The sequence below is a fragment of the Priestia sp. J2 genome, from assembly GCF_020790095.1.
GTDB classification, from domain to species: domain Bacteria; phylum Bacillota; class Bacilli; order Bacillales; family Bacillaceae_H; genus Priestia; species Priestia zanthoxyli.
Map to the genome: position 1 here is coordinate 470,963 of NZ_CP086208.1, position 25,091 is coordinate 496,053.

A 25,091-nucleotide genomic window follows, 5' to 3' on the forward strand; every position below is an offset into this window, starting at 1 on the left:
ATAGAAGCTTATTAAAATCAGATAAAGGGAGAGATATTCTATGACGCAAACAGCAGTAAAAACAGTAAAAAACTATATTGGTGGACAATGGATTGAATCAGCTGCATCAAAAACGGAACCTGTGTATAACCCAGCAACAGGTGAATTAATCGCACAGGTACCTCTTTCTACAAAAGAAGACGTAGATCAAGCGGTGCAAGCAGCAAATGAAGCGTTCAAAGGGTGGGCAAAAACAGCTGTGCCTAAACGTGCACGAATTTTATTCAAGTATCAGCAGCTATTAGTAGATAACTGGGATGAATTAGCAAAGTTAGTGACAGTTGAAAACGGAAAAAGCTTTAACGAAGCGCGAGGTGAAGTACAGCGTGGAATTGAATGCGTAGAATTCGCGGCAGGAGCTCCTACGTTAATGATGGGGAAACAGCTTCCTGATATTGCAACAGATATTGAGTCTGGCATGTACCGCTATCCAATTGGCGTCATTGGAGGAATTACACCGTTCAATTTTCCAATGATGGTTCCTTGCTGGATGTTCCCGCTTGCGATCGCTTGCGGCAATACATTTGTGTTAAAGCCTTCTGAGCGTACGCCGCTGTTAGCTGCAAGATTAGCTGAGCTGTTTGAAGAAGCTGGTTTGCCAAAAGGTGTATTAAATATTGTAAACGGCGCGCATGATGTGGTAAACGGTCTTCTTGAACATAAATTAGTGAAAGCTATTTCGTTTGTAGGTTCCCAGCCTGTAGCTGAGTACGTGTACAAAAAAGGTACGGAAAACTTAAAGCGTGTTCAAGCTTTAGCCGGTGCTAAAAACCATTCAATTGTATTAAATGATGCAGATTTGAACGTAGCAACAAAACAAATTATCGGAGCCGCTTTTGGTTCAGCAGGTGAACGCTGTATGGCAGCATCTGTTGTTACTGTACAAGAAGAAATTGCGGATCAGCTAATTGAAAGATTAGTAGAGGAAGCAAATGATATTGTAATTGGCGACGGCTTAGAAGAAAACGTCTTCTTAGGACCAGTCATTCGTGAAAATCATAAAGAGCGTACGCTCAGCTATATTGAATCAGGCGTGCAAGAAGGAGCGGAGCTTATTCGTGACGGTCGCACAGATGCAGCAGTAAATGGCAAGGGCTACTTTGTCGGACCAACGATTTTTGATCATGTTACGCAAGAAATGAAAATTTGGCAAGATGAAATTTTTGCACCTGTGCTGTCTATTGTACGTGTGAAAACATTAGAAGAAGCTATTGAAGTAGCTAATAACTCTCGATTTGCAAACGGTGCTTGTATTTATACAGATAGCGGCGCCAGCGTACGTGAGTTCCGTGAAAATATTGAATCTGGTATGTTAGGAGTAAATGTAGGGGTACCGGCACCTATGGCATTCTTCCCATTCTCTGGCTGGAAAGATTCTTTTTACGGTGATCTTCATGCAAATGGTACGGACGGCGTGGAGTTTTATACAAGAAAGAAAATGGTAACAACGCGCTGGTAAGTGATTCATTAAAAATCGCATTCCATTTTAAAAGGAGGTATCAGGAATTAAAGATATTCCTTATGCTTCCTTTTTTAAAATCGCAATCTAGTATTAGAAGGGAGAAAGAAGCATGGAAACAGTTAGAATGACGACGGCACAAGCATTAGTGAAGTTTTTAAATCAGCAGTATGTTGAATTTGATGGAAAGCAGCATCAGTTTATTAAAGGGATTTTTACAATTTTCGGGCACGGAAATGTAGTAGGTCTTGGGCAAGCTTTGGAAGAAGACCCAGGAAATCTAGATGTATATCAAGGACGTAATGAACAAGGAATGGCCAATGCAGCGATGGCTTTTGCAAAACAAAAACATCGAAAGCAGATTATGGCTTGCACATCTTCAGTAGGACCAGGTTCGGCAAATATGGTTACAACGGCAGCAACAGCTTCAGCTAATAACATTCCAGTTTTGTTGCTTCCCGGCGATGTATTTGCAACTAGACAGCCTGATCCCGTTTTGCAGCAAATTGAACAGTCATATGATTTATCTATTTCTACAAACGATGCTTTCCGTCCAGTGAGTAAGTACTGGGATCGCGTAAGCCGCCCTGAACAATTGATGACAGCTATGATTAATGCGATACGTGTGTTAACGAATCCTGCAGATACGGGAGCTGTAACTATTTGTTTGCCTCAAGATGTGCAGGGAGAAGCATGGGACTTTCCAGCTTATTTCTTCCAAAAGCGCGTTCACCGCATTGAGCGTCGCCTTCCGACTAGGGACAGTCTAGCAGATGCAATTCAAGCAATAAAAACAAAGAAAAAGCCAATCATCATTTGCGGAGGAGGCGTTCGGTATTCAGAAGCTGCAAAAGAGTTAAAACAATTTGCTAGTGAGTTCCATATTCCATTTGGAGAAACTCAAGCTGGGAAAAGTGCCGTTGAAAGCGACTATCGCTATAATCTTGGCGGAATAGGTGTAACAGGAAACTCAGCTGCTAATACAATCGCTAAAGATGCGGATTTAGTAATTGGAGTAGGCACTCGATTTACTGATTTTACAACAGCATCTAAACAGCTTTTTCAACATCCCGACGTGCAATTTCTTACTGTTAACACGTCTGAATTTCATGCAAATAAACTGGATGCCGTGAAGCTTGTAGCTGATGCAAAAGAAGGGTTGTTTGCTCTTAGGAAAGAGCTCATGTCAATTGGCTATCAGTCTGGTTACACGACAGAAATTGCAAGTGCAAAAGACGCATGGGAAGCAGAATTAGAGCGTCTACATAGCATACGTTTTACAGGGGCAGATTTTATTCCAGAAATAAAAGGTCATTTAGATGAAAGCTTAGCTGAATATGCAGAATCACTTGGTACTCAATTAACGCAAACAGAAGTAATTGGAGAGGTGAATAAGCTCCTTGATGACAACTCCGTCATTGTTGGTGCAGCTGGAAGTCTTCCAGGTGACTTACAGAGAATGTGGAAGTCTAATAAACCCAATACCTATCATATGGAATATGGATATTCATGTATGGGATATGAAGTATCAGGTGCACTTGGAGTTAAGCTAGCTGAACCAGCTAAAGAAGTGTATGCGATGGTTGGAGATGGAAGCTATCAAATGCTGCATTCAGAGCTCATTACAAGCCTTCAAGAAAGAAAAAAGATAAATATTTTACTGTTTGATAACTCCGGATTTGGATGTATTAATAATCTTCAAATGTCAAATGGAATGGGGAGTTTTGGAACAGAGTTTCGCTATCGAAACGATGAAACAGGAAAATTAAACGGAAACGTGATGAAAATTGATTTTGCAGCCAGCGCCGCAGGCTACGGTGTAAAAACCTATCGTGTAAGCTCTCTTGAAGAACTAAAAACGGCAATGGAAGATGCACAAAAACAAGAGACTTCTACATTAATTGATATTAAAGTGCTACCCAAAACTATGACAAACGGTTATGAATCGTGGTGGCATGTAGGAGTAGCAGAGGTATCTGAAAATCACCATGTACAAGAAGCCTATAAGGATAAAGTGAAAAATCTTGAAATGGCCAGAGGTTATTAACAAGCAAGAGAAATGGCCGATGTTGAGGGGGAAACATTCGGTGAATATAATAGCATTTTCAATTTGATATAGGGGAGAGGAAGACATGTTCAAGGAAAACACGGTCAAACTGGGGATTGCTCCAATCGCTTGGACAAATGATGACATGCCTGAACTAGGAGCTGAAAATACATTTGAACAGTGTATCAGTGAGATGGCTTTAACCGGTTTTAAAGGAAGTGAGGTAGGAAACAAATATCCGCGAAATGTTTCGATCTTAAGGAAGGCATTATCACTTCGGAATTTAGAAATTGCAAGCGCATGGTTTAGTACATTTTTAACGACAAAGCCGCTGGAAGAAACGGTGACGCCATTTATTGAACATCGCGATTTTTTATACGAAATGGGAGCAAAAGTAATTGTTGTATCTGAACAAGGACACAGCATTCAAGGGATGATGGATGTACCTTTATTCAAAGAAAAGCCCGTGTTCACGCCAACAGAGTGGAGCAGCCTTATAGAAGGCCTGCACTATCTTGGGAAACTAGCAAGAGAGAAAGATATGCATATTGTCTATCATCATCACATGGGAACAGGCGTCCAAACAACAGAAGAAATTGAGCAGCTAATGGAGCTTACCAATCCAGAACTTGTTTCGCTCCTATTTGATACCGGTCATCTTGTTTTTTCAGGCGAAGAACCTCTTTATATCTTAAAAAAATATCTTCATCGTATTAAACATGTTCATTTAAAAGATATTCGCCAAGAAGTAGTTGATCGAGTCAAACAACAAGACCTGAGCTTCTTGCAAGCGGTAAAAGAAGGAGCCTTTACTGTTCCAGGCGACGGAGTTATTGAATTTGATGAAGTATTTACTACGCTTGCCGCTTCTGATTATAACGGCTGGTTTGTCGTAGAAGCAGAACAGGATCCAGCGCTTGCTAATCCTTTTGAATATGCGTTAAAAGCAAGAAACTTTATTAAAGAAAAAAGCGGTCTTTAATTTCTATTGTAAAAGGTTTTACGCCTTTTATATGTTTATGAAAGGAAAGGAGGAGATGAAATGAAGCCAACCATCTATAGTGTGGCTGAAGAAGCAGGTGTATCAATTTCCACCGTATCAAAAGTTATCAATCAAACCGGTCACATTAGTGAAAGAACAAGACAAAAAGTAATTGAGGTTATGGGGCAGTTGAATTACCATCCAAGCGTCGTAGCATCTGCTTTAACAGGAAAGCCTACTAAAACGATTGGGCTTCTCGTACCCGACATCTCCAACCCTTTTTTTGCCGATTTGGCAAGAAGCATAGAAGACCGAAGTCATGAGCGAGGTTTCCATGTTGTAATGTGTAATACCGATAACGATGCGGAAAAAGAGAAAAAATATCTATCGCTGTTAATTCGTCAGAGAATCGACGGTTTAATTGTAGCATCTGCTTTTCGCAATGCTAATCTTTTAAAAAATATGCTGAAGCAAGATATACCCATTAGCGTTATTGCTTCAGAAATCCCTCACATATCTGTTAATACAGTGACAGTGGATGACTATAAGGGAAGCTATTTGGCGACTGATTATTTGCTATCTTTGCATCATAAAAAAATTGCGATTATTACAGAAAATGCAAAAAGTAATCACGCCCGTTTAGATGCTTTTCGAGATGCCATGCAAGAAAATGGAATCACTGTGTTACCTCAGCACGTTATTACGACCGAAGCAAGTATTCAAAAAGGATATGAAAGTGCTAAGCAAATTTTTTTAATGAAGGAGAAAGTGACGGCTATTTTTGCTTGTAACGATTTACTGGCTATTGGCGTCATACAAGCGGCAAAAGAATTCAACATTGATGTGCCGAAGGACTTATCAGTGATTGGCTTTGATAATACCGTTCTTTCTACTACCATCACGCCCATGTTGACGACGGTAGCACAACCGACAAAAGAAATGGCTGTAAACGTAGTGGATTTGCTGGTTAGAGAAATGGAATACTCAACGATGCATAAAGAACATTTACTTCTTGAGCCGAAATTGATTGTCCGGAAATCGACGGCTCCGTTACGAAGAAACGCCACAGCATCTGCAAATAATTGAATACAATCAAGAGTATTGCTGTTAATAAAAACTCTTCACAGTCACATATTCAAAAGAATGTATAAAGTCTATGAAGAAAAAATGAGTGATTAGTAAATTCTGATTGCGCTACTACATAAAGGAGGAAGTTAAACATGCTAGGTAAATTAGGTGAATTAAATAAAGGATACAACGTACTTACAGAAATGGCCGGTCAGCACAAAGATATGTTGATGGATATTGGGATTTATAATATGTCTCAAGGAAAAGAGGAAACCTTGCTAGACAGCAACAATGAAACGGCTATTCTTTTACTAGAAGGAAAGGTAAAGCTAGAGTGGGAAGGACATTCGAAAGAAATTCAGCGTGAGTCTCTTTTTGAAGAAGAGCCTTGGTGTTTGCACGTTTCGAAAAATGTGGAGGTTAAAATTACCGCGCTTGCCAATAGTGAAGTACTAGTTCAAAAAACGGATAATGAAAAAGAATTTTCATCAAAATTATATACGCCTGAAGACTGTCAAAATACAGTAGCTGGTGAAGGAGTATGGGAAGGTACCGCTCAGCGTGTCATTCGGACAATCTTTGATTATAATAACGCTCCTTATTCTAACCTTGTTATTGGAGAAGTTATTTCTTATCCAGGAAGATGGTCGAGCTATCCGCCTCATCATCATGATCAGCCTGAAGTATATTACTATCGTTTTGACAAGCCGCAAGGATTTGGCTGTGCAATGGTTGGAGAAGATGCATACCGTGTAGTTGATAATAGTTTTATTACAATTCCAGGTGAATTAGATCATCCTCAAGCAACGGCTCCCGGCTATGCGATGTACTTCTGCTGGATGATTCGCCATCTTGACAATAATCCATGGACAGACCGTATTATGGAAGAAGAGCATAAGTGGTTATTAGAGCCGGATGCAAAAATTTGGCCTGAAAAATAAATAAAACTCTTTATACAAAATGAGTTTCAAATGTTGAAAAACCTCGAATAAAAAAATAATTATGCGTAAAATAATAGTTTATTTTTGTAAAATTTGTTTTTATATGTTAAAGTATAGCTTGTATTAATATTCAGGCGATGATATCGCTCTTTTTGGCAGATTCCTTTTTTAGGAGTCTCTTTTTTTTCTAAACAGAAGCAAGAGATCGTATGTCAATCAAAAAAAAGGAGATAAGCGTAGCCGCTTATCTCCTTTTCTTTTTAGCATTATCTAACGCTAAGTTCTTTTTCACTACTTTTTCTAAAGCAACTTCCACGTGAACATTTTTTTCATCGATGTCATTCACAAGCACGACGGTTCCTTTTCGTCCTTTAATCTTTAAATCATCACCCGTAGAAGGAATGTTTTCCCTCAGCTGGCTTAATAGAAGCTTTCTGTTTTCAAAAAAGTGGACAGCCACCATTTTATCTCACCTAATTTCATATGATATGTGTGATACAAAGATGTGTATATGAAATCCTTCCTATACGTTATGTCGTCAGGGGTGGTTTTAGAACACGTTGAATAGACAATTGTTGCATCGATATATGAAATAAATAGGGTGGCATAGTTATAAATCTTCTATTCTTGGACATACTTATACTACTAATCTAAAAAGGGATGTGGATGAAAATGAAGGTGGCTATCGGATTAAGTGTATTTACGGTCTTTACAGGAGCAATTGCGTTAGGGTCAGTTTACTTTTTAGCAGGGATCTTTTCGTTTTTCTTAACGGTTTTTTCATAAAAAAATCCACCAAGAGGTGGATTTTTTTATTTAGCAGCGGCTTTTGTTTCATGAGGCGAATTGCCGATAAATCCAAATTTTCCGCCGACAACTTCTTTTACTTCGTGGATGACAATAAAAGAATTCGGATCAATTTGCTGGATTTTCTTTTTAATTTTTAATAACTCGTTCTTTTTAATAACAACGTAGATAATGCGTTTATCTTTGTTGGCGTAGTAGCCATATCCATAAAAGATGGTAGCTGCATTTCCAAATTCACTGGTGATCACTTGCGCAATGTCTTTGTACTGATCAGACATAATCGTCATTGCTTTTTTGTTGTGGAAACCTTCGATAACAACATCGACGATTTTAGCACAAAGATAGACGAATATAAAAGTATAGAGGGTATTGTTGACGCCAATAGCAAAAACCGATGCTAAAATAATGACGCTGTCCATGTAGAACATGCTTTTCGAGATATTGTAGCCTTTTGTGTAGTTTAATAAATAAGCTAAAAGAGTTGTGCCGCCGGTAGATCCATCCGCGATAAAAATGAGTGCCAGTCCTGTTCCCATTAGTAAAGCCCCGAATACAATTCCTAAAATCATGTCGTGAACGTGAAAAGGAATATAGCTGACCAGACCTAAGAAAACGGACGTCATGACAGCTCCTAGAATCGTATAGAGAATCGTTTTTTTAGTTAGAAATTTATAAGCTAAGGCAATGAATACAAGGTTCACAAGAAATGTGCTGATACTTGTAGGGATATGAAATAAATAATATAAAACAAGAGCAATACCAACCGTACTTCCGTCACCTAATTTATTTGGAATGACAAAAAAGTCAATGGATGCAGCAACTAAAAGCGCTCCGGCAATAATTAAAATGATGTCTTTATAGATTGTTTTCAATATGCAAACCTCCCTGATCATTAGGATATTTTCACGTGGAATCTTGTTTTTAGTAGTGTTTCACAAATGATAAAATAAAAAACGTCTTAGAAATTGTCTAGTTATAAAACTGATCAACTTCTAAGACGAAGAATTACGATACGTGTATAATGTCTTGAGTCTGCTTTTCTATGCTTCGATGTCACCGATTATATAAACCTCTGACCGCTATGTCAACGCTATGAGAGATGTTCAACTTTTCAAAAAATAGAAGGCGGTTTCCTACATAAAAAAAGAATCCTTTGCGACGGCGCAAAGGATTTTCAAATTTATTGGAATAGGGGGAATACGTTATTAGGATTACCATTTTCATAAATTAATATACCTTTATTTTTTAAAAAAATTTATTTGTTAATGACGATTGAAAGTTTGTAATTCACATGCTGATTTAGCTCTGTCAAAAAATCATTTAATTCTTCATTCGAATGAAATTTACATTCTAGTAAGTAGCAGCCATCGCCGCTGATTTTAAAGTTGTTGATGACGTACTTCTTCTGACTTTCTACAAATGTAAGGTAGGGGTGGTGATGAATGCTCTGCGTATAGATATTTAAAAATGCATGGACGGTGTAGCCAAGTTTTCGTTCATCAATGTTAATTGTATAGCCTTTGATAATGCCTTCATCTTCTAACTTTAATACTCTAGCAGAAGCGGCTTGTCCGGTTAAATGCACTTTTTCTCCTAATTCTTTCATCTTCATACGTCCATTTTTTGATAGCTCTTCTAGTATGCGCTTATCTGTATTATCTAACATCGCTACAAATCCTTTCGTATTTCAAATCAAAAGGGTTAACTACTTTATGTCACCTATGTATACGGATACGTCTTCTATTTTATACTAAAGAAAAGTAAGAAAAAAGAGCAGTCAATATGGAAGACATGAAAGCAGCAGTAGTTTGCAAACAGCTAGATTGACGAAAGCTTAAGCTTGCTGTATGATTCTTTGAGTGTTTACGTGGTTCGTAACCATCCCACGTTAAAAAACTAAGGAGAGAATAGTAAGATGAATATAAGAACACTTTGCGTCAACGGTCTTTTAGCAGCTATGTATATTGCTGTTAGCATGTTAATTCAGCCGTTTGGCTTCACCAATATCCAATTTCGTATATCAGAAATGTTCAATCATTTGATTGTATTTAATAAAAAGTACGTGTACGGCATTGTACTAGGGGTATTTCTGACGAATTTGTTTTTTTCACCAATGGTCGCTTATGATCTGGTGTTTGGGGTAGGACAATCTGTACTATCATTACTCATTACCATTTTTTCTATGCGCTACATTAAAAATATGTGGGCTCGTATGCTTATTAATACACTTGTGTTTACGTTTACGATGTTTATTATTGCGTTTGAACTGCACCTAGCATTTGATTTACCATTTTTCTTTACATGGTTAACAACAGCTGTTGGTGAGTTTGTGGTTATGCTTGTTGGAGCACCAATTATGGCGGCCATTAATAAACGTGTACAATTTAATAAGCTAGTTGGATAAAAAGATGCGGCTGTGATAAATCTCACAGCCGCATCTTTTTTTCTTTGTTATTCTATAAGTGTAGTGATAAACCCCTTATTATTGAAGAGCTTTTCACGCATGGACAAATTACCCATATCTAGCATGTGAAAAGAGCAGGTCGCTATTGCGTTCTGCTCTTTTTGCGTAACGCAATAGCGAGTATTCAATTAGATTATTTTGAAAGAAGACGTGACAAATCTCACAGCGCGTTCTTTTTTCTTTTGTTACGATATACATATAGTTGGCAAACTCCTTATCGAAAAGTTTTTCGCACAACAACACATTACCTATGCGTAGCAATTAAAAAAGCAGACCGACAAGGTTTGCTTTTTTAATTGTGTATTTTTACCATTAAATAACTTTTTTGAGTTATAATTGTAAAATAATCTTTGTTACGAGAGAGGGGATTATTTTTTGAATAGAAAGTTAGGAATTCTTGTTTTATTAGTGTTAGCTATCTTATTTGCCGGGTGTTCAAAAGAAGAAGACAACGTTCCTTTAAGAGAACTAGAAAAAATCCATATTAACGTCATCAAAGAACAAAAGATGAAGCAAGGGATTTCGTATGAATTGGAATTCGTAAACAAGAGCGATTTGACCATCAAACAAAACGACGTATTTTTATCGTATCCACTAAAAATAAAAAACGGTTATTCTGAAAATAAATTTAAGGTGTTAGCAGAAGGCAATAAGTTAAATATTAAGCCAAAACAAAAGGTAAAGTTGACTGCATTTCTTCCTTATAAAGGAATTAATAAAGAAGCGTTAGCTATTGATGAGCCTGACGTAAAGTGCATAGGATATTGGAATAAGATCGATGACTACCATCAATTTTCTTTTGGAGGATCTTTGAAGCGAGAATAATACATGGATTTGTTAAATGATGGAACTTATGAAGCGTGAAATCGTATATAAATCAAGGGAGAGATTTTATTGAAGAGATATGGACTATTTATCATTAGTTTCATCGTTTTCTTGGGTAGCTTTCAACTGCTATCAGGAATGATTCTTACGCTCTTATATGTTCCAGAAAGTTCGACTATGTGGAGCTCAATCGAAGGATTATCAAGTAAAGTAACGTTTGGCAGTTATTCTGGTAGCTTTGCTTTTATGATTCCCGCTGTAGCAGCTACAGCCGCTTTTTTTATCTCTAAAAAATGGGTTAGGAAAAGTGTATAAGAAACTAATAGCGGTGGTGAATAAACAGTGAATGTAGACACGGATAGATTAGTTAGCTTCTTTATTTTATGGGGAACACCCGCTGCTTTTAGTATAATAGAGTACTTTAAACTGAGTAAGACTGAAAAACAAGAAGCTATACGAGACTTAACATCATTAAAATCGATTATAACAACAGGCTTTATATTGATTGGGGGAGTGATGGCGAGTTTAGGTAGAGTATTATCGCTGCTGCCTCTCCACATTATAGGCACTTTTATTTTAGTCATTGGTGGTATCGCGGGCGCTATTGAAGCATGGAAAACAGAAAAAAAGAGAGGTATTATTATCCTTGTTTTCATAGTATCTATGATTGCTTTTACATTTGTAATATAAATTCTGCATGTAACAAGAGCTGCTCAAACCATGAGCAGCTCTTGTTAGTTTCTCACTTATTGCGTTTCAAGCTGCTGATCTTTTTTCTTTAATGTAAGAGCGAGCAGGAACGAAATGATAGCGAAAGCGATGGCTACATAATAGACGGTATGAACTCCGCTTGTCATACTTTTTATTTGTAACAGCGTTTTATTCGTTTCATTTGATTGTTGAATAAAGTGCTGAGAAGCCATAGTCATAATACTTGTATACAAAGCGGGTCCAATTGCGCCTGAAACTTGGTTAATCGTATTTGAAATGGCTGAACCGTGAGCGTGAAGCGGTTTAGGTACTTGATTTAAAGCAAGCGTCATTACGGGTCCTATGCTTAAACCTACGCCAATTGTAAAGGCAGCGTATAAAATAGCTGCGGTCATCGTGGTTGTTTCTCTTGAAATGGTAGTGAACAAACTTAAAATAAACGTTAACAGAATTAAACTTGTTAAAAGCAGCGGTTTAAATCCAATTTTATCAAACAAACTTCCTCCGACCATAGCTGTTAGAGCCAGCGTTACTCCTCCTGGAAGCATAAGAAAACCTGATGGTAGCAACTCTATACTGATCAGTCAATCCAGACGTTTAGGTCTTGTATAGGAGTGAAGATTGACGTTGGTTTGACAGGTGTAAGCATTGCTTGAAATGTTAAGAATAAGTTTACAAAGTATTTTGAGGCTATCCTTTTATTTCTGTTAAAAAAATATAGTCAAGTAATGAAATTAAAAGAAGACGAGAAGCGTATAGCATGTTACGATAGGGACGGTATAGAAATTGACACATATCGGTTTCTAATAGAAGAGACAAATTTTAAAATTTTTAAATGTAAGGTTGTGATTCACCTGAGACTGAATAAATTTATTAGTGAATCTGGCAAAGCGTCAAGACGCGGGGCAGATAAGTTAATTAGTGAAGGAAGAGTAACCGTTAATGGAAAGGTTGCAAAAATCGGAGATCAAGTTAAGCCTGGCGATGATATTCGAGTAAGCGGCCAACAGCTTCGGATTGCTCGAAATAATGTATATATTGCACTTAATAAACCAGTCGGCATTACAAGTACGAGTGAGAAAAAAGTAAAGGGAAACATCATTGACTTAGTCAATCACCCTTTGCGTATTCATCATGTCGGACGACTAGATAAGGATTCAGACGGCTTAATTTTACTTACAAATGACGGCGATATTATTAACGAAATTTTACGTGCAGAAAACAAGCATGAAAAAGAATATATTGTTGCAGTAGATAAGCCGATTACACCCGAGTTTATCAAAAACATGTCTGAGGGAGTAAAAATTTTAGGTACAAAAACGCTTCCTTGTAAAGTGACACAGCTGTCTAAGTACGAGTTTCAAATTATTTTAACACAGGGCTTAAATCGTCAAATTCGCCGTATGTGTGAAGTGCTCGGATATGAAGTATACCGACTTCAGCGTACGCGTATTATGAATATTCACTTAAACAACTTGCCTGTTGGGCAATGGAGAGATTTAACGAAAAAAGAGCGTACGCAGCTATTCAAAGAATTAGACTATGAACCTAAAGAGTGGTAAATCAAAAGACACCAGCCTGTTAGACTGGTGTCTTTTTTTATTCGCATACAACTACTTGTCTAGAAAATACGCTTTTGCGCGCTACGCAGCGATCTGAAATAGAAAAGCCAGCTTCATGAATCATATGGTCAATCGTGTCTACTGTAATTACGACTACTTTATCCGCAAAGCGGCGAGCGTGTTTTAAAATAGAAAGCTGATCTTCAGGCGTCGCGTGGGTGTAGAGATTGTAAGGCATGTCGATGATCGCTACGTCATAGTGAGTGGTAACATCCGAAATCGGTCCGGTTTTGACATCACCCTTTAAGCCGAAATGCGCAATATTTTCACGAGATCCGTCGGTCACAAGTGGGTTGATATCGCGTCCTACAATATCAATGCCCATTGAAAGAGCTTCTACGAGGACTGTACCAATACCACAGCATGGATCAATCGCTTTGATTCCTTCAGGCTTTGGAACGGCAATGTTAGCTACAGCTCTTGCAAGGCGGGTACTGAGTGCCGTAGAGTATTCACGCGGTTTCTTCAAATGATGCAGCCATACAGCTTCGCTTTTTTGATATTTTCCAAAATACCAGCGTCCTTCAAATGGAACAATTCCAAACAAATGGTCAGGGTTATGCAAGTCTGCTTCTGCTACAAAATGCCAACCCACATCACGTTCAATCGCACGCTGACCTTTATAGCTTATTTTTTGATCTTTTTCTAAGTCATTAATTTTCATAAAAATGAGTTTAAATGTTTGATCTCCAAGGTCAATATCTTCTACTTGTTTGCAAATATCTGCAAGGTCATCTGATTCATACATAATATCTAATCGCTCTTTGATAAAAGGGCTTCTGCTTGGATCAAGTTTAACGGCGCTTTTTATGATAGGTTTCTCAGTTTCAATTTCAAAAAGAGAGCGTCTCTCTAATTGACATAGTGAGAGTTCCTCTTCGCTGCATGCGTATGTGTAGATATACTGAGGCAGCTGCGTATGGTTATTCAATATCGTATCATCCTTTATCGTATCTAATTATCCTTCTTCTCAAACAATAGCGAGAAAAGAAGAGAAAAGCAACGAATTTAAATATATTTGGCTGTGAATACTAAATTGAAGCGCTACATAGTCCACTTATTTGACAAAACATGCTAAAATAACTGATGATAACCTGCATGTGCTGCTGTTTATACAAAAGAACTGGATCAAGGTTTCTCAAAAATCATTTATACACTGCTGACATTTTGATGAATAGGAGAGGCTACGTGATGTCTAAAAGTGATCATGAAAAGCAACAGATGAGTCGGGCTGATATGAAAAAACAAGCTAAAACATCCTCGCAAAACCTTGTGATGAACGTACTCATTGCCATTGTATCTGCATGTATTTTAGCTCTTATTATAAATATTTTTGTACTAATGAAATGAGCCGTTATGCTGCTCATTTCTTTTTATTAGGTTCAGCTTTTATTGAAGAGTTTGAGGTCTCTTTCACTAGAGAGCACATTGTGAATAGCGTATCTTTTTTTTACAAATGATAGTTGTGATATGATAAAGCAATAATACATTAGACAAAAAGCTGGAGGTTACTTAGTATGCCATTACTTAGATTTGATGTAATAGAAGGAAGAGACGAAAAAGAGTTAAAAACATTACTAGACGCTACTCATCGAGCGATGCTAGAAGCCTTTGGCGTCCCAGAACGCGATCGTTATCAAATTGTACATCAGCATCCTGCTCATGAAATGATTATTGAAGATACAGGTCTTGGCTTTGAGAGAAGCAAGGATTTGGTTATTATAAGTGTGACGAGCAAACAGCGAACAGAAGAGCAAAAACAAGCTCTTTACAAATTAATTGTAAAAGAGCTGGGAGAAAGCTGCGGAATTCAGCCAAGCGACATTATGATTTCAATTGTTGAAAACGGTAATGCTGACTGGAGCTTTGGTATGGGAGAAGCTCAATTCTTAACTGGGAAATTATAAAATGGTTTATTATCTAGAGAAGCCCTTATTTCTAAGGGCTTTTTCTCATTTTGTCTATAAAAATATTATTCTCTTAGTCACATCTTACTCAAAATTAAATACAGACATCTGTCAAATGAATGATACAATAAGCTTATATGCCGTTTTGAGTGGGAAAACCAAAAAAGAGTTCGGCGTACTAACTTCGGAACAACAATAATTTTACATAAAGATGTAAAGATTTAAAGGTTAAAAGAGAAATGTATAAAATCTGTAAAACAAAAGAACAGTTACGCGTTAAACATAGGAGTAAAAGGTTCTTCACGTGTTTTTTCGGATAATAAGAGAAAGTAATTTTGATCATTGAGGAGGAACTTAGAATGTTTGGATTTGATGGAGATGTATCGCCATTAGTGCGAATTAAAGTAATTGGAGTCGGCGGTGGAGGAAATAACACCGTTAACCGTATGATTGAACATGGTGTACAAGGGGTAGAATTTATCGCCGTTAATACGGATGCTCAGGCGCTTAATTTATCTAAAGCAGATGTGAAAATGCAGATTGGTGCGGCATTAACGCGAGGATTAGGTGCAGGAGCTAATCCAGAAGTAGGAAGAGAAGCTGCAGAAGAAAGCAGAGAGCAAATTCAAGAAGTACTGCAAGGCGCAGATATGGTATTCGTAACAGCTGGCATGGGGGGAGGCACTGGTACTGGAGCAGCTCCGGTTATTGCCCAAATTGCCCGTGAACTAAATGCTTTAACAATTGGAGTAGTTACTCGTCCTTTCAAGTTTGAAGGAAATAAACGTACCAAGCAAGCAGTAGGCGGTATTACTGCGATGAATGAATCGGTAGATACCCTTATTGTCATTCCAAACGACCGTTTGCTTGAAATCGTTGATAAAAAGACACCTATGCTTGAAGCATTCCGTGAAGCAGATAATGTTCTTCGCCAAGGTATTCAAGGTATTTCAGATTTAATCGCTGTTCCAGGGCTGATTAACCTTGACTTTGCTGATGTAAAAACAATTATGTCTAATCAAGGATTTGCGCTTATGGGTATCGGACGAGCTTCGGGATCAGATCGAGCAATTGAAGCAGCGAAAAAAGCGATTTCTAGTCCGCTGCTAGATGCATCGATTGATGGAGCAAGAGGCGTGCTGCTGAACATTACGAGCGGCAGCAGCCTGAGTCTTTACGAAGTACAGGAAGCAGCAGATATTGTCACGTCCGCTTCTGATCAGGACTTAAATATGATTTTTGGATCTGTGATTAATGAAGATTTAAAGGACGAAATGATGGTAACCGTTATTGCCACTGGATTTGATGATGAAGATATTTCACCATCAGCTTCCACTTCTAGAGTTTCAAGAGCACGCTACTAAATTAAATAACCAGCTTTTATGGTGGCAATTGTTTTTCAATTGCCTTAAAAGGGAATCCGGTGAAAATCCGGAGCGGTCCCGCCACTGTAACAAGGAGCCTTATGTCAAAAAGCCACTGTCTATTTAGAGACGGGAAGGCGGTATAAGGCAGTGACTTGAAGCCAGGAGACCTGCCATAAATCGCAGCACACAATAACCTACGAGGATAGGGAGGTGTTTTGGCAGAATCAAAAATACGATAAACAAGGGATACGTTTATCTGAATTTGTTGTGAAGGCAAGCACTTCTTTTTAGAAGTGCTTTTTTTGTGTATTAAAATAGAAGGTGGAAAAATGAATGATAAATAATAAAAAACTTGTATCTATGATATTTCTCATGTTACTTTGCCTCACTGCTTGCGCTCCTAATGAAGAGAGCGTAAGTATAAAAGAAAGAAAGAAAACGGATAAAAGTGTGACGTTTTTATTTAATTTTACATCTGCAACGCTTGATCCTCATACGGACGATAATTATACAGCAGTTCGTGGGGGAGTAGGGGAGACGCTTGTTAAAATCAACGACGATTTAAAAATAAAGCCTTGGCTTGCTGAAAAGTGGGAAACGAAAGATAACGGCCTTACATGGACATTTATGATAAGAAAGAACATCACGTTTCAAAACGGAAAAGCGCTGGATGCAAATGCCGTTAAGTCTTCTCTTCAAAGAACGATAGACCAAAGTTATGCGATGAAAAACGCTTTAAATATTAAAGAAATGAAAGCGAACAGTCATGCGCTGACAATTACATTAAAAGAACCAATGCCTAAATTTCCTTCTGAATTAGTGCATCCAAATACAGCTATTATAGATGTTAATGCTTCTAATATAGCTAAGAAGCCCATTGGTACGGGTCCATTTCGCGTCTTGTCTTTTGATCAAGGAAATCAAGTAAAATTAGAAAGATATGAAAATTATTGGGGTGGAAAAGTGAAATTGAAAAGTGCGATCTTTGGATTTAACGAAGATGCTAATGCGCGAGTTGCTGCTCTTCAATCTGGAACAGCCGATATTATTTATCGCCCGCCTTTAGAAAGCTTGGGCACTTTACAAACAGATCCGTCTTTTAAAGTAAGTGGAGTACCTAGTGTGCGCACCCATTTATTGCTTTACAATCAAACTAATGACGCATTAAAAGACGAAAATGTAAGAAAAGCTATCGATACCTTATTGAACCGAAAAGAAATTGTTAGCAGCATCATGAACAATCAAGCGGCAGCGGCTCGAGGTCCATTTTTACCCCAATTTCCTTTTGCTGATAGTACTGCTAATGAGCAAAGAGGTATGACATCTGCTAAAAAATATTTAGAGAAAGCAGGCTATCAAATCAAAAATGACAAAGCAATCAAAAATGGAAAGCCACTATCGCTCTCTCTTGTCACATATAGTTCTTTGCCAGAACTGCCTTTAATTGCTCAGCTTATACAGTCTAATGCCAAAGAGTTAGGAATTACTATTAAGATTCACCTAGTTGAAGATAGCGATGAATATGTAATGGCAAAAGATGATTGGGATTTAGCATTGTACAGCCTTATCACAGCACCTAGAGGAGATGCCAGCTATTATTTAAGTACGAACTATTTGCCCGGCGGTGGTTTAAATGCCAGCCGGATTAATGATGATACGCTAACAAAAATGATAGAACAGTTAAATTCAACAGTAGATGACGCAAAACGAGATCAGTTAGCCAAACAAGCAACCGCTTTGATTAATAGAAAAATGCTGACGTCATCGATTGTACATCCAAACATTGTTGTTGCTTATAATCAAAAAGTGAAAAACTGGACAACAAATCCAAGCGAGTATTATATGCTGACTCAGCATTTAGACGTAACGCCGTAGTTAACATTGCAGCATAAGCAGAGAAAAGAAAAAGTATACAATGATCGCTAAAAGGATGTGACAGTAAACGTGCAAGAAGTACAAATGTATCAAATTAAAGAAGTAAAAGAAAAGGATGCTGAAGTGATTCAGTTTGTCATGAATATGCGGAATGAGCTATTTCCTATGCTGGAAAAAAATCGGCTTCCTGTGGATTTGCTTCATTTTAATGAACATTACGTTCAAGCGAAAGACGCTGCTTTTTTTGCAGCTGTTACGGAAAATCAACAAGTAATTGGAACCATTGGTTTATACGCTTACGATGGACGGTTTCATGCATTAAAAGAGCGATATGAACATAGAACTGCAGCTGAGATTGTAAAATGCTATGTCGATCCAGCGTACCGGCGTCTAGGCATTGGACAGCAGCTGTTAAAAGCAGTTGAACAATTTGCCCAAAGTCATTTTTATGACACGCTGTATCTGCATACTCATCCTTTTTTACCTGGCGCTATTCCTTTTTGGGCTTCACAAGGCTTTATCAAAAGGCTAGCTGAACAGGATGAACCATGGAATACGCTGCACATGGACAGAAAAATACAACGAGTCGTAACGTAACGAGATCATACAGTAATTACCATGGAATCTGTATATGGGCTCATGCTATAATGAACGTAACTTACATTTATAGCCTGTAGGGCAAGTCCTTACAGAAAAGAACCACGTTTCGAATTGGCTGAAACGTGGTTCTTTTCTGTAAAAAACAAGTAACAAAATATTTTTAAAAATATATATGAAATCGCTTTCAAAATAATGAAATATATTATATAATTACTAGTGTTGTGTTGTACTTTGTTAGTGTTAAATCAATATCCTACATGTGTGAGCCGATTGCCTTATGGTAGTCGGCTTCCTTTTTTTATAGTAGGAGTCTAAAGGGAAACAGCGTTCGTTAAAATGGCTGTAATTGTCATGATAATAGTTGTCCCAAAGGCCCACTTGAAAAGAAAGAAAAGTAGCAATCATGCCAAACCCTAACAAAGAAAGCATTATCCATCACCTCTTAAAAAAGTTAGAAAATTCTATTAATTTATGTTATAGCATTAGATTTAATGTTAAAGTTTGGTATTTTTAAGTAAGGTAACTTCAAACTAAAACTAAAAACTAAAAAAGCCGCCTTGTAGGCGACTGGTTTAAGCTAGGTCAGCTGTTATGGACTGCTTTTGAAGGTGATCAGACAGCAGGCTGTAGGCGATAATCTTCTTTTTGTATTGTTTCACGACGTCGACATGATCATGATAGCTGTATACGCATAGTCGAACATCGTTTTTCCCTTTTTTCGTATCGATAACAAGTGGAGTTTCACTGTCTTCTAGGTGTTTATAATAGTCCTTATTTCCTTCATGGACATAATATTGTTTTAAAAATGTTGCTTTATTAAAATAATCAATCACTTGCATTTTGTCTTTGCCTTCTAAATGTTTCCCATCAACTGTGACAGTAGCGTTTTGATCATCAAGTGTTGGGTGTAATTGAAATTTAGTCATAAGCCATTTGACCACTGGAGTTGGAAGACACGTTATTAATATTTTGAGTGCACTTACAAGAATGATGGAAAGTAATACAATCCATGTCATAGTTAATCATCTCCGCTTAAATTAAATAAGATTACATACTTATTTTACCACAGAGAACATGATTGCTTTTTGTACATTATGTGAATCTTCTTTAGTGAAAAGATGTATATGAAATGCGTTTATTTATGCACATTTAGGGAAATATAAAATTATAACAAATACTACATATAAAAAAGGAGAAAAAATTATGTTGTGGACGATTATTGGACTTTTATTTATTTTTTGGTTATTAGGATTAGTTTTTCATATTGGCGGCGGCATCATTCACATTCTTCTTGTCATTGCAGTGATTGTGCTGATCGTAAAACTTGTGAAACGAATTTAGATATAAAAAGCCTTTCCTTAGGGAAAGGCTTTTTATGTGGAGAGATTATAAAAATGAGCTGTATTTCGATATAAAAAATCATATGTCTCCGTTACAGAAACCCTTTTGAGACGTGCTATTTCCTGAACGGACTGATGCATCATTGATGGAACCGTTGTCTGGTTTTGAAAAGGTCCTTCAAATGGCCACGGACCATCTGTTTCGACCATCAAGTAGTCAAGAGGGTAATCTGTGGCAAGCGCTTGGATTTTAGGTTTATATACAATATCAGGTGTAACGGAAATATAGTAGCCGTTGTTTTTCATTCGTTCAACGGTTTTTTTAGCTCCTTTGAACCAGTGGAAGTGAGCTTTAGGCACAGAATGTTTTTCTAGTAAGTCGCACACGATCTCAGCATCTTCATATACAGCGTGAAGAATTAGCGGTTTCCCCCATTTTTTTGAATGAATAATAAAAGCTTCAAGCAGCTCCAAATAGGGCTCTAGAGAAAGAGTATAGGTCTGACTTAAGTAATAAGGTAGACCAACCTCCCCAACAGCGATCATTTCTTCATTGTTTTGATCAATCCAAGCAAACAGCTCCGCTAATTCATTTGAAGAAGGCAGCATTTGTTCAGGGTGAAATCCGTAGGCAGGTTTCACGCAGGAATATAACTTGCTGATTTTTTGATTAAGTTGGCAAGAGTGTAATGTAGAAGATACAGAAATAAGCGCTTGTAACGAAGGATCCTGCTCAACTATGTCTTTCCAGCTTTTCTGTTCATATTGATCTAGATGAATATGCGAGTCAATAATTCGTTTCATAAATAATGCTCCTCCCAGCCTATTTTGTTTAAAAATAATACGTAAGAGAGTGTATGATTCTGTTAAGCCTCCACTTTATTTCTTATTTGTTTTCTGTTCCCCCATTTAGTAATAGATGAGAACGTATAAACAATAAGAGCTAACCAAATAAAACTAAAAGCAATAACATGAGCTTTTGTTAGCGCTTCATGGTATAGAATGACTCCTGCTAGCAAAGACAAGGTTGGTGAAATATATTGAAGAATACCAAGCATTGATAATGATACTTTTTTAGCACTTTTTGTGAATAATAGGAGTGGTAAAGCTGTAACTACTCCACTGCCCATTAATAAAAGACTTGTTGAAAAAGAATCAAAAAACTGCAAGTGTGATTGAAACGTAAGGTAGCCTATGTATGCTAATGCAATAGGGGAGATGACCATCGTTTCAAGAGTTAATCCAATCGTTGAATCAGCTTTAATCTTTTTCTTTGCCAAACCATATAATCCGAAGGTAACAGCTAAGCTAAGCGAAATCCAAGGAACCACACCATAATGAAGACTAAGCGTTAAGACGCCGATTCCTGCTAGTATAAATGCAAAAATTTGAGCCCCGCTTAATCTCTCTTTTAAGAAAATAACACCTAATAAAACACTTGTTAGGGGATTAATATATTGTCCAAGGCTCGCTTCTACTATTTTTCCATTAATGACAGCCCACATAAAAATGCCCCAATTTGCACTAATAAGTACAGACGCAGTAAAAAGGGACCAGAATAAGGATGGTTTTTTCACTATTTCTTTTATAAACGTAATGTATGTACGCCATTTCTTTGTCATTAATAAAAGAATAAGCATAAAAATAAAAGACCAAAAAACGCGCTGAGCTAAAATCTCACCTGGTGCTACGTGGTGAACCAGCTTCCAATAAATTGGCGTGAGCCCCCACATAAGATAAGAAAGGACCGCATATATCACACCATCTCTGTCGTGATTTAAGTTCATGTGAAACCTTCTTTCTAACATAAGATAAAATCAGTAATAAAAGTCATAGATTAACATAAAAAAGCAGCATAAACGATTATATCACAGAGAAAAACGATTCTTCACATGTTGAATGGCTCAAAAAAGCGCTATGCCCCAGGTCATTGCTTTTCTATGTCTAAAATAAAATCAAATTGCGTGTTTCTAACAAGGTAAGTGCTTACACAAGTGCGTATGATAAGTGTTCCTTCAGCTTATATTCAAGTGGTTATGAAAAACAGTTGATTTCCCCATTATAAACTGTCAAGCTTAGGGAAGAAGAAAATCTTAGAGGAAAGAATATATAGGTGACGAATATGATCGAAATAAAAATGTCTACGATAAGCGACGGAGAATTTAACAGAGGTGTATTTGCTAAGCAAGATATTAAAAAAGGAACGCTTATTCACGAAGCTCCTGTTATCGCTTATCCTAATAAAGAGCATGATTTTATTGAGAAAACAACACTAGCGGATTATGCTTTTGAATATGGAGTGAATCATACGGCTATTCTTTTGGGATACGGTATGCTGTTTAATCACTCGTATACACCCAATGCTACGTATGAAATTAATTTTGACAATCATACCTTTGATTTTTATGCATATACGGATATCCAAGCAGGAGAAGAAATTCTCATCAACTATAATGGAGATGAAGATGATCAAGAGCTCCTTTGGTTTGATCGTGAAGATGAAGAAGAACAAAAGTAAAAAGTTAAGCCCATCGAAAATCGATGGGCTTTTTATTATGCTTTTTTATCTGGATACATAGTAGAGTTCAAACGGATGAATTGGTAAATATGCGTAATAATAACTTTTAAAACGGCATATCCAGGAACGGCTAAAATAATACCGATGATTCCGAATAAGTTTCCGGCGGTTAGAATGACAAAAATGACCGTAATCGGGTGAATATCCAGGCTTCTTCCCATAATTTGCGGAGAGATTACTTTGCCTTCAAGTAATTGAACAACTGCCCAGACAATGGCCAGTTTTACAAGCATGAAAGGAGACGTAATAAACGCAATAATAATGGCTGGAATAATGGCGATAATAGGACCAAGGTAAGGGACAACATTGGTTACCATGGCGATAATCGCTAGAAGTAATGCATAATCTAACCCAATAATCAGATAGCCAATGAAAAGCAGTACACCTATACAAATCGCAACAAAAATTTGCCCGCGAATATATGCGCTTAATGCGTGGTTCATGTCGGCTAAAATGAATTTAGCTTCAGAACGAGAGCGGTTTGGAAGCAGTTTTACAATGTAATTAGGTAAGTTTTTCCCATCTTTTAATAAGTAGAAAAGAATAAAGGGTAAAACGGCAACCGATAATATAATTTCTGTAATGGTGCCGACAAAGTTCACAATACCGCTTGAAAATCCAGAAACATATTTACTCAAGTGTTTTGATGCATCTTTTGAAATCTTATCTAGGTCCGTGTTAGCCGACTGAAGACCTTGTTCGACATATCGGTTATTCGAAAGGTTCGTCACCGCATGCTGAACGTCATGCGTCAGCTCTGGGATATTATCAATAAGACGGTCAACTTGATTTTTTAGAGGCGGAATAACCGATGAAATAATAATGGCTAATGCGCCGATAATCACTATGTATAAAACAAGAATGGAAATAATTCGTTTTACACCTTTTCGTTCTAAAAAGTCAACAAGCGGATTAAATAAATAAAAGCAAATTCCTGCTAAGATAATCGGCAGTGCGATTGTTTTAATAAAAATAGAGATAGGAATTAAAATAAATCCGATTTTTGATAACGAAAAAATAGTCATGCTGAGAATAAAAATAATAATTGTATATACAACAAATTTATTATTTAAGATTTTTTCTCGGAAAAAAGTTCCTTTCTGAGGTCTAGGTTCCAAGCTGTTCAACTCCTTTAAAAAGTAAATGTATAGTTATCATACCCTGATTTAGACTAATTTAAGAGGGTTTTTTACAAAGAAGTGTGCATACTAGTAGAAAATCTTCTAGAAAGAAGGGGTGAAATCATTGAAAGAAGACAAACAGCCCTCGTATCGTGATTTCTCTACAGTAGAAAAAAGCCACGAGTATATAACCGCTGAAGAATTTCCAGACGGTCCCTTCGGCTCTCCGGTTAATCAAAAACTGGGGAAATCTACTTCATGGGAAGAAGGGCAGCGAACGTATAGCGCATTTAATTATGAAAACAAAAACCTTCATGAAAAAGCTCAAAGGTTATTCCCAGGGGCGCACCCTGTACATGATAACCCAAAGGAACATGAACAAAATCCAAGCTAATGTTTTTATTTTTAATGGGAAATGAAGAGCGCTTCTTTCTTGCTTGCATTGATATATGTATAGAATAATGTCTGCCAACTGCGATATCAAAAAGTCTTTGATATGTTTAGTATATGTCGATTTATCTTTTTGTTAAATCATGTTGACAACAAGCAATTTAGCCTGTAATATAAAACGTAACTTATCAATGTTTCTACAGGATTCGACAAAATTTGATTTACTTAAACTTGTGATCTCAACTTCTATTTACAGCTATTAGAGCGCTGTAAGTAGAAGTTTTATTTATGTTATCGATCAAAAAGAAAAAAGCAGGTCTGCTCAAGCAGGCCTGCTTTTTTTATTATTGAACAGCGTCAAATTTATTTACTTTCCACTGAGAATTAGATTTATAGAATGTGACAGTTCGTTTTACACTGCCGCCATCTACAGTTGGAACTGTGAATTCATAAGAGCGAACTGTTGCTGTTTGATACACAAGCTTTGTTTTTGCTTTTGACCACTCTAACATGCTGAATCCGTCGCCGATTGGATGTGCAAGTTTGCCGTTATATGTGATATAGCCGTAATTTGTTAATCCTTTTTCTACTGCACTATTTGTAAATGTCTCAGATAAGTAGCTTGATAGCTCAGCTTTTGTATCAAATTCAGGGCAAAGGTACACGTACTCAGTTCCTTTATATTCAAATGTACGTTCTGTACATGGTTTGTTTTTATAACCGTGCAGAGCACTCCAGAAATGATTGCTGGCACTAGCTGCAATTTTGACAGCATTTGCATCCGTTAGTGTTGAAGATGTTGTTTGTGCTGTAACTCCAGTGCTTAGTGTAAAGAAAATAGCGATTGATGATAAAACTAGTCCAATTTTTTTCATTTCTAACTCACTCCTAATTAATTAACCTTATTTATGTAACGATTATGTGTTTTATATTTCTTTTGTTACATTT

The 25,091-nt window shown here is 37.1% G+C and carries 28 protein-coding genes and 2 riboswitches; of the genes, 18 read left to right on the forward strand and 10 right to left on the reverse strand.

The window, feature by feature from the left end; translation table 11 throughout:
• Positions 1–40: 40 nt before the first annotated feature.
• The 5 genes from LJY09_RS02510 (at position 41) to LJY09_RS02530 (ending at position 6,536) form a co-directional block, all read left to right on the forward strand.
• Positions 41–1,498 (forward strand): CoA-acylating methylmalonate-semialdehyde dehydrogenase, encoded by a 1,458-nt coding sequence (locus LJY09_RS02510; protein WP_028414349.1) that lies wholly within the window; start codon positions 41–43, stop codon positions 1,496–1,498.
• 112 nt (positions 1,499–1,610) lie between these two features.
• The gene (iolD, locus tag LJY09_RS02515) at positions 1,611–3,545 is read left to right on the forward strand and encodes a 3D-(3,5/4)-trihydroxycyclohexane-1,2-dione acylhydrolase (decyclizing) (protein WP_028414348.1); all 1,935 of its coding nucleotides are present in this window, start codon (positions 1,611–1,613) and stop codon (positions 3,543–3,545) included.
• 85 nt (positions 3,546–3,630) lie between these two features.
• Complete coding sequence (gene iolE / locus LJY09_RS02520; RefSeq protein ID WP_028414347.1) at positions 3,631–4,527, forward strand: myo-inosose-2 dehydratase; 897 nt, start codon at positions 3,631–3,633, stop codon at positions 4,525–4,527.
• 60 nt (positions 4,528–4,587) lie between these two features.
• Positions 4,588–5,613, forward strand: a complete 1,026-nt coding sequence (locus LJY09_RS02525) for a LacI family DNA-binding transcriptional regulator (RefSeq protein WP_028414346.1) — start codon at positions 4,588–4,590, stop codon at positions 5,611–5,613.
• Between the two features lie 134 nt (positions 5,614–5,747).
• Positions 5,748–6,536 (forward strand): 5-deoxy-glucuronate isomerase, encoded by a 789-nt coding sequence (locus LJY09_RS02530; RefSeq protein WP_028414345.1) that lies wholly within the window; start codon positions 5,748–5,750, stop codon positions 6,534–6,536.
• A gap of 244 nt (positions 6,537–6,780) precedes the next feature.
• Here the strand turns inward: LJY09_RS02530 and LJY09_RS02535 are convergent, their stop codons facing one another.
• The 3 genes from LJY09_RS02535 to LJY09_RS02545 all read right to left on the reverse strand — a co-directional run bounded on the left by LJY09_RS02535 (position 6,781) and on the right by LJY09_RS02545 (position 9,009).
• Entirely contained in the window at positions 6,781–6,999 is a 219-nt protein-coding gene (locus LJY09_RS02535) for a hypothetical protein (protein ID WP_013055227.1), read from the reverse strand.
• Positions 7,000–7,348: 349 nt separating this feature from the next.
• Entirely contained in the window at positions 7,349–8,215 is an 867-nt protein-coding gene (locus LJY09_RS02540) for a YitT family protein (RefSeq protein WP_028414344.1), read from the reverse strand.
• A gap of 383 nt (positions 8,216–8,598) precedes the next feature.
• Positions 8,599–9,009 carry an Lrp/AsnC family transcriptional regulator gene (locus tag LJY09_RS02545; protein WP_028414343.1) on the reverse strand — a complete coding sequence of 137 codons (411 nt, stop codon included), beginning with the start codon at positions 9,007–9,009 and terminating at the stop codon, positions 8,599–8,601.
• A 195-nt stretch (positions 9,010–9,204) separates the two neighbouring features.
• Positions 9,205–9,249, forward strand: a riboswitch (PreQ1 riboswitch).
• A 9-nt stretch (positions 9,250–9,258) separates the two neighbouring features.
• On the opposite strand from LJY09_RS02545, the gene LJY09_RS02550 reads away from it, so the two are divergent.
• The 4 genes from LJY09_RS02550 (at position 9,259) to LJY09_RS02565 (ending at position 11,322) form a co-directional block, all read left to right on the forward strand.
• Positions 9,259–9,747, forward strand: coding sequence for a QueT transporter family protein (locus tag LJY09_RS02550; RefSeq protein ID WP_028414342.1), 489 nt, complete (start codon positions 9,259–9,261; stop codon positions 9,745–9,747).
• Between the two features lie 435 nt (positions 9,748–10,182).
• Positions 10,183–10,632 (forward strand): hypothetical protein, encoded by a 450-nt coding sequence (locus LJY09_RS02555; RefSeq protein WP_028414341.1) that lies wholly within the window; start codon positions 10,183–10,185, stop codon positions 10,630–10,632.
• A 69-nt stretch (positions 10,633–10,701) separates the two neighbouring features.
• Complete coding sequence (locus tag LJY09_RS02560; RefSeq protein WP_028414340.1) at positions 10,702–10,947, forward strand: hypothetical protein; 246 nt, start codon at positions 10,702–10,704, stop codon at positions 10,945–10,947.
• A 27-nt stretch (positions 10,948–10,974) separates the two neighbouring features.
• Positions 10,975–11,322, forward strand: coding sequence for a hypothetical protein (locus LJY09_RS02565; RefSeq protein WP_099330600.1), 348 nt, complete (start codon positions 10,975–10,977; stop codon positions 11,320–11,322).
• Between the two features lie 56 nt (positions 11,323–11,378).
• On the opposite strand, the gene LJY09_RS02570 is transcribed toward LJY09_RS02565, so the two are convergent.
• Complete coding sequence (locus tag LJY09_RS02570; protein ID WP_223546309.1) at positions 11,379–11,912, reverse strand: MFS transporter; 534 nt, start codon at positions 11,910–11,912, stop codon at positions 11,379–11,381.
• A 276-nt stretch (positions 11,913–12,188) separates the two neighbouring features.
• On the opposite strand from LJY09_RS02570, the gene rluF reads away from it, so the two are divergent.
• The gene (rluF, locus tag LJY09_RS02575; RefSeq protein ID WP_014461744.1) at positions 12,189–12,905 is read left to right on the forward strand and encodes a 23S rRNA pseudouridine(2604) synthase RluF; all 717 of its coding nucleotides are present in this window, start codon (positions 12,189–12,191) and stop codon (positions 12,903–12,905) included.
• Positions 12,906–12,942: 37 nt separating this feature from the next.
• On the opposite strand, the gene LJY09_RS02580 is transcribed toward rluF, so the two are convergent.
• Positions 12,943–13,896, reverse strand: coding sequence for a TRM11 family SAM-dependent methyltransferase (locus tag LJY09_RS02580; RefSeq protein WP_028414337.1), 954 nt, complete (start codon positions 13,894–13,896; stop codon positions 12,943–12,945).
• Positions 13,897–14,156: 260 nt separating this feature from the next.
• Here LJY09_RS02580 and LJY09_RS02585 point away from each other — a divergent pair, with 260 nt between their 5' ends.
• The 5 genes from LJY09_RS02585 to LJY09_RS02605 all read left to right on the forward strand — a co-directional run bounded on the left by LJY09_RS02585 (position 14,157) and on the right by LJY09_RS02605 (position 18,711).
• Positions 14,157–14,315, forward strand: coding sequence for a hypothetical protein (locus tag LJY09_RS02585; protein WP_165635927.1), 159 nt, complete (start codon positions 14,157–14,159; stop codon positions 14,313–14,315).
• 167 nt (positions 14,316–14,482) lie between these two features.
• Positions 14,483–14,872, forward strand: coding sequence for a tautomerase family protein (locus LJY09_RS02590; protein WP_028414336.1), 390 nt, complete (start codon positions 14,483–14,485; stop codon positions 14,870–14,872).
• Between the two features lie 359 nt (positions 14,873–15,231).
• Entirely contained in the window at positions 15,232–16,236 is a 1,005-nt protein-coding gene (ftsZ, locus tag LJY09_RS02595; protein WP_028414335.1) for a cell division protein FtsZ, read from the forward strand.
• Positions 16,237–16,238: 2 nt separating this feature from the next.
• Positions 16,239–16,429, forward strand: a riboswitch (cobalamin riboswitch).
• Between the two features lie 143 nt (positions 16,430–16,572).
• Positions 16,573–18,114, forward strand: coding sequence for a nickel ABC transporter substrate-binding protein (nikA, locus tag LJY09_RS02600; protein WP_028414334.1), 1,542 nt, complete (start codon positions 16,573–16,575; stop codon positions 18,112–18,114).
• 69 nt (positions 18,115–18,183) lie between these two features.
• Entirely contained in the window at positions 18,184–18,711 is a 528-nt protein-coding gene (locus LJY09_RS02605) for a GNAT family N-acetyltransferase (protein ID WP_028414333.1), read from the forward strand.
• A gap of 575 nt (positions 18,712–19,286) precedes the next feature.
• Here LJY09_RS02605 and LJY09_RS02610 read toward each other — a convergent pair.
• Positions 19,287–19,730, reverse strand: a complete 444-nt coding sequence (locus tag LJY09_RS02610) for a YfmQ family protein (protein WP_028414332.1) — start codon at positions 19,728–19,730, stop codon at positions 19,287–19,289.
• Positions 19,731–19,917: 187 nt separating this feature from the next.
• Between LJY09_RS02610 and LJY09_RS02615 the strand changes: the two genes are divergently transcribed.
• Positions 19,918–20,055 (forward strand): lmo0937 family membrane protein, encoded by a 138-nt coding sequence (locus LJY09_RS02615; protein ID WP_013055244.1) that lies wholly within the window; start codon positions 19,918–19,920, stop codon positions 20,053–20,055.
• A gap of 32 nt (positions 20,056–20,087) precedes the next feature.
• On the opposite strand, the gene LJY09_RS02620 is transcribed toward LJY09_RS02615, so the two are convergent.
• Positions 20,088–20,858 carry a TatD family hydrolase gene (locus tag LJY09_RS02620; RefSeq protein ID WP_028414331.1) on the reverse strand — a complete coding sequence of 257 codons (771 nt, stop codon included), beginning with the start codon at positions 20,856–20,858 and terminating at the stop codon, positions 20,088–20,090.
• 62 nt (positions 20,859–20,920) lie between these two features.
• Positions 20,921–21,841 carry an EamA family transporter RarD gene (gene rarD, locus LJY09_RS02625; protein ID WP_028414330.1) on the reverse strand — a complete coding sequence of 307 codons (921 nt, stop codon included), beginning with the start codon at positions 21,839–21,841 and terminating at the stop codon, positions 20,921–20,923.
• Between the two features lie 335 nt (positions 21,842–22,176).
• Here rarD and LJY09_RS02630 point away from each other — a divergent pair, with 335 nt between their 5' ends.
• Entirely contained in the window at positions 22,177–22,572 is a 396-nt protein-coding gene (locus LJY09_RS02630) for an SET domain-containing protein (RefSeq protein WP_028414329.1), read from the forward strand.
• Positions 22,573–22,607: 35 nt separating this feature from the next.
• On the opposite strand, the gene LJY09_RS02635 is transcribed toward LJY09_RS02630, so the two are convergent.
• A complete protein-coding gene (locus LJY09_RS02635) occupies positions 22,608–23,750 on the reverse strand; it encodes an AI-2E family transporter (protein ID WP_013081622.1) in 1,143 nt (380 codons plus the stop codon).
• A gap of 127 nt (positions 23,751–23,877) precedes the next feature.
• Here LJY09_RS02635 and LJY09_RS02640 point away from each other — a divergent pair, with 127 nt between their 5' ends.
• Positions 23,878–24,147 carry a hypothetical protein gene (locus LJY09_RS02640; protein ID WP_028414328.1) on the forward strand — a complete coding sequence of 90 codons (270 nt, stop codon included), beginning with the start codon at positions 23,878–23,880 and terminating at the stop codon, positions 24,145–24,147.
• 340 nt (positions 24,148–24,487) lie between these two features.
• Here LJY09_RS02640 and LJY09_RS02645 read toward each other — a convergent pair whose 3' ends face one another.
• Positions 24,488–25,018: an IseA DL-endopeptidase inhibitor family protein gene (locus LJY09_RS02645; protein WP_033580675.1), complete on the reverse strand. Its 531-nt coding sequence runs from the start codon at positions 25,016–25,018 to the stop codon at positions 24,488–24,490.
• Positions 25,019–25,091 lie beyond the last annotated feature (73 nt).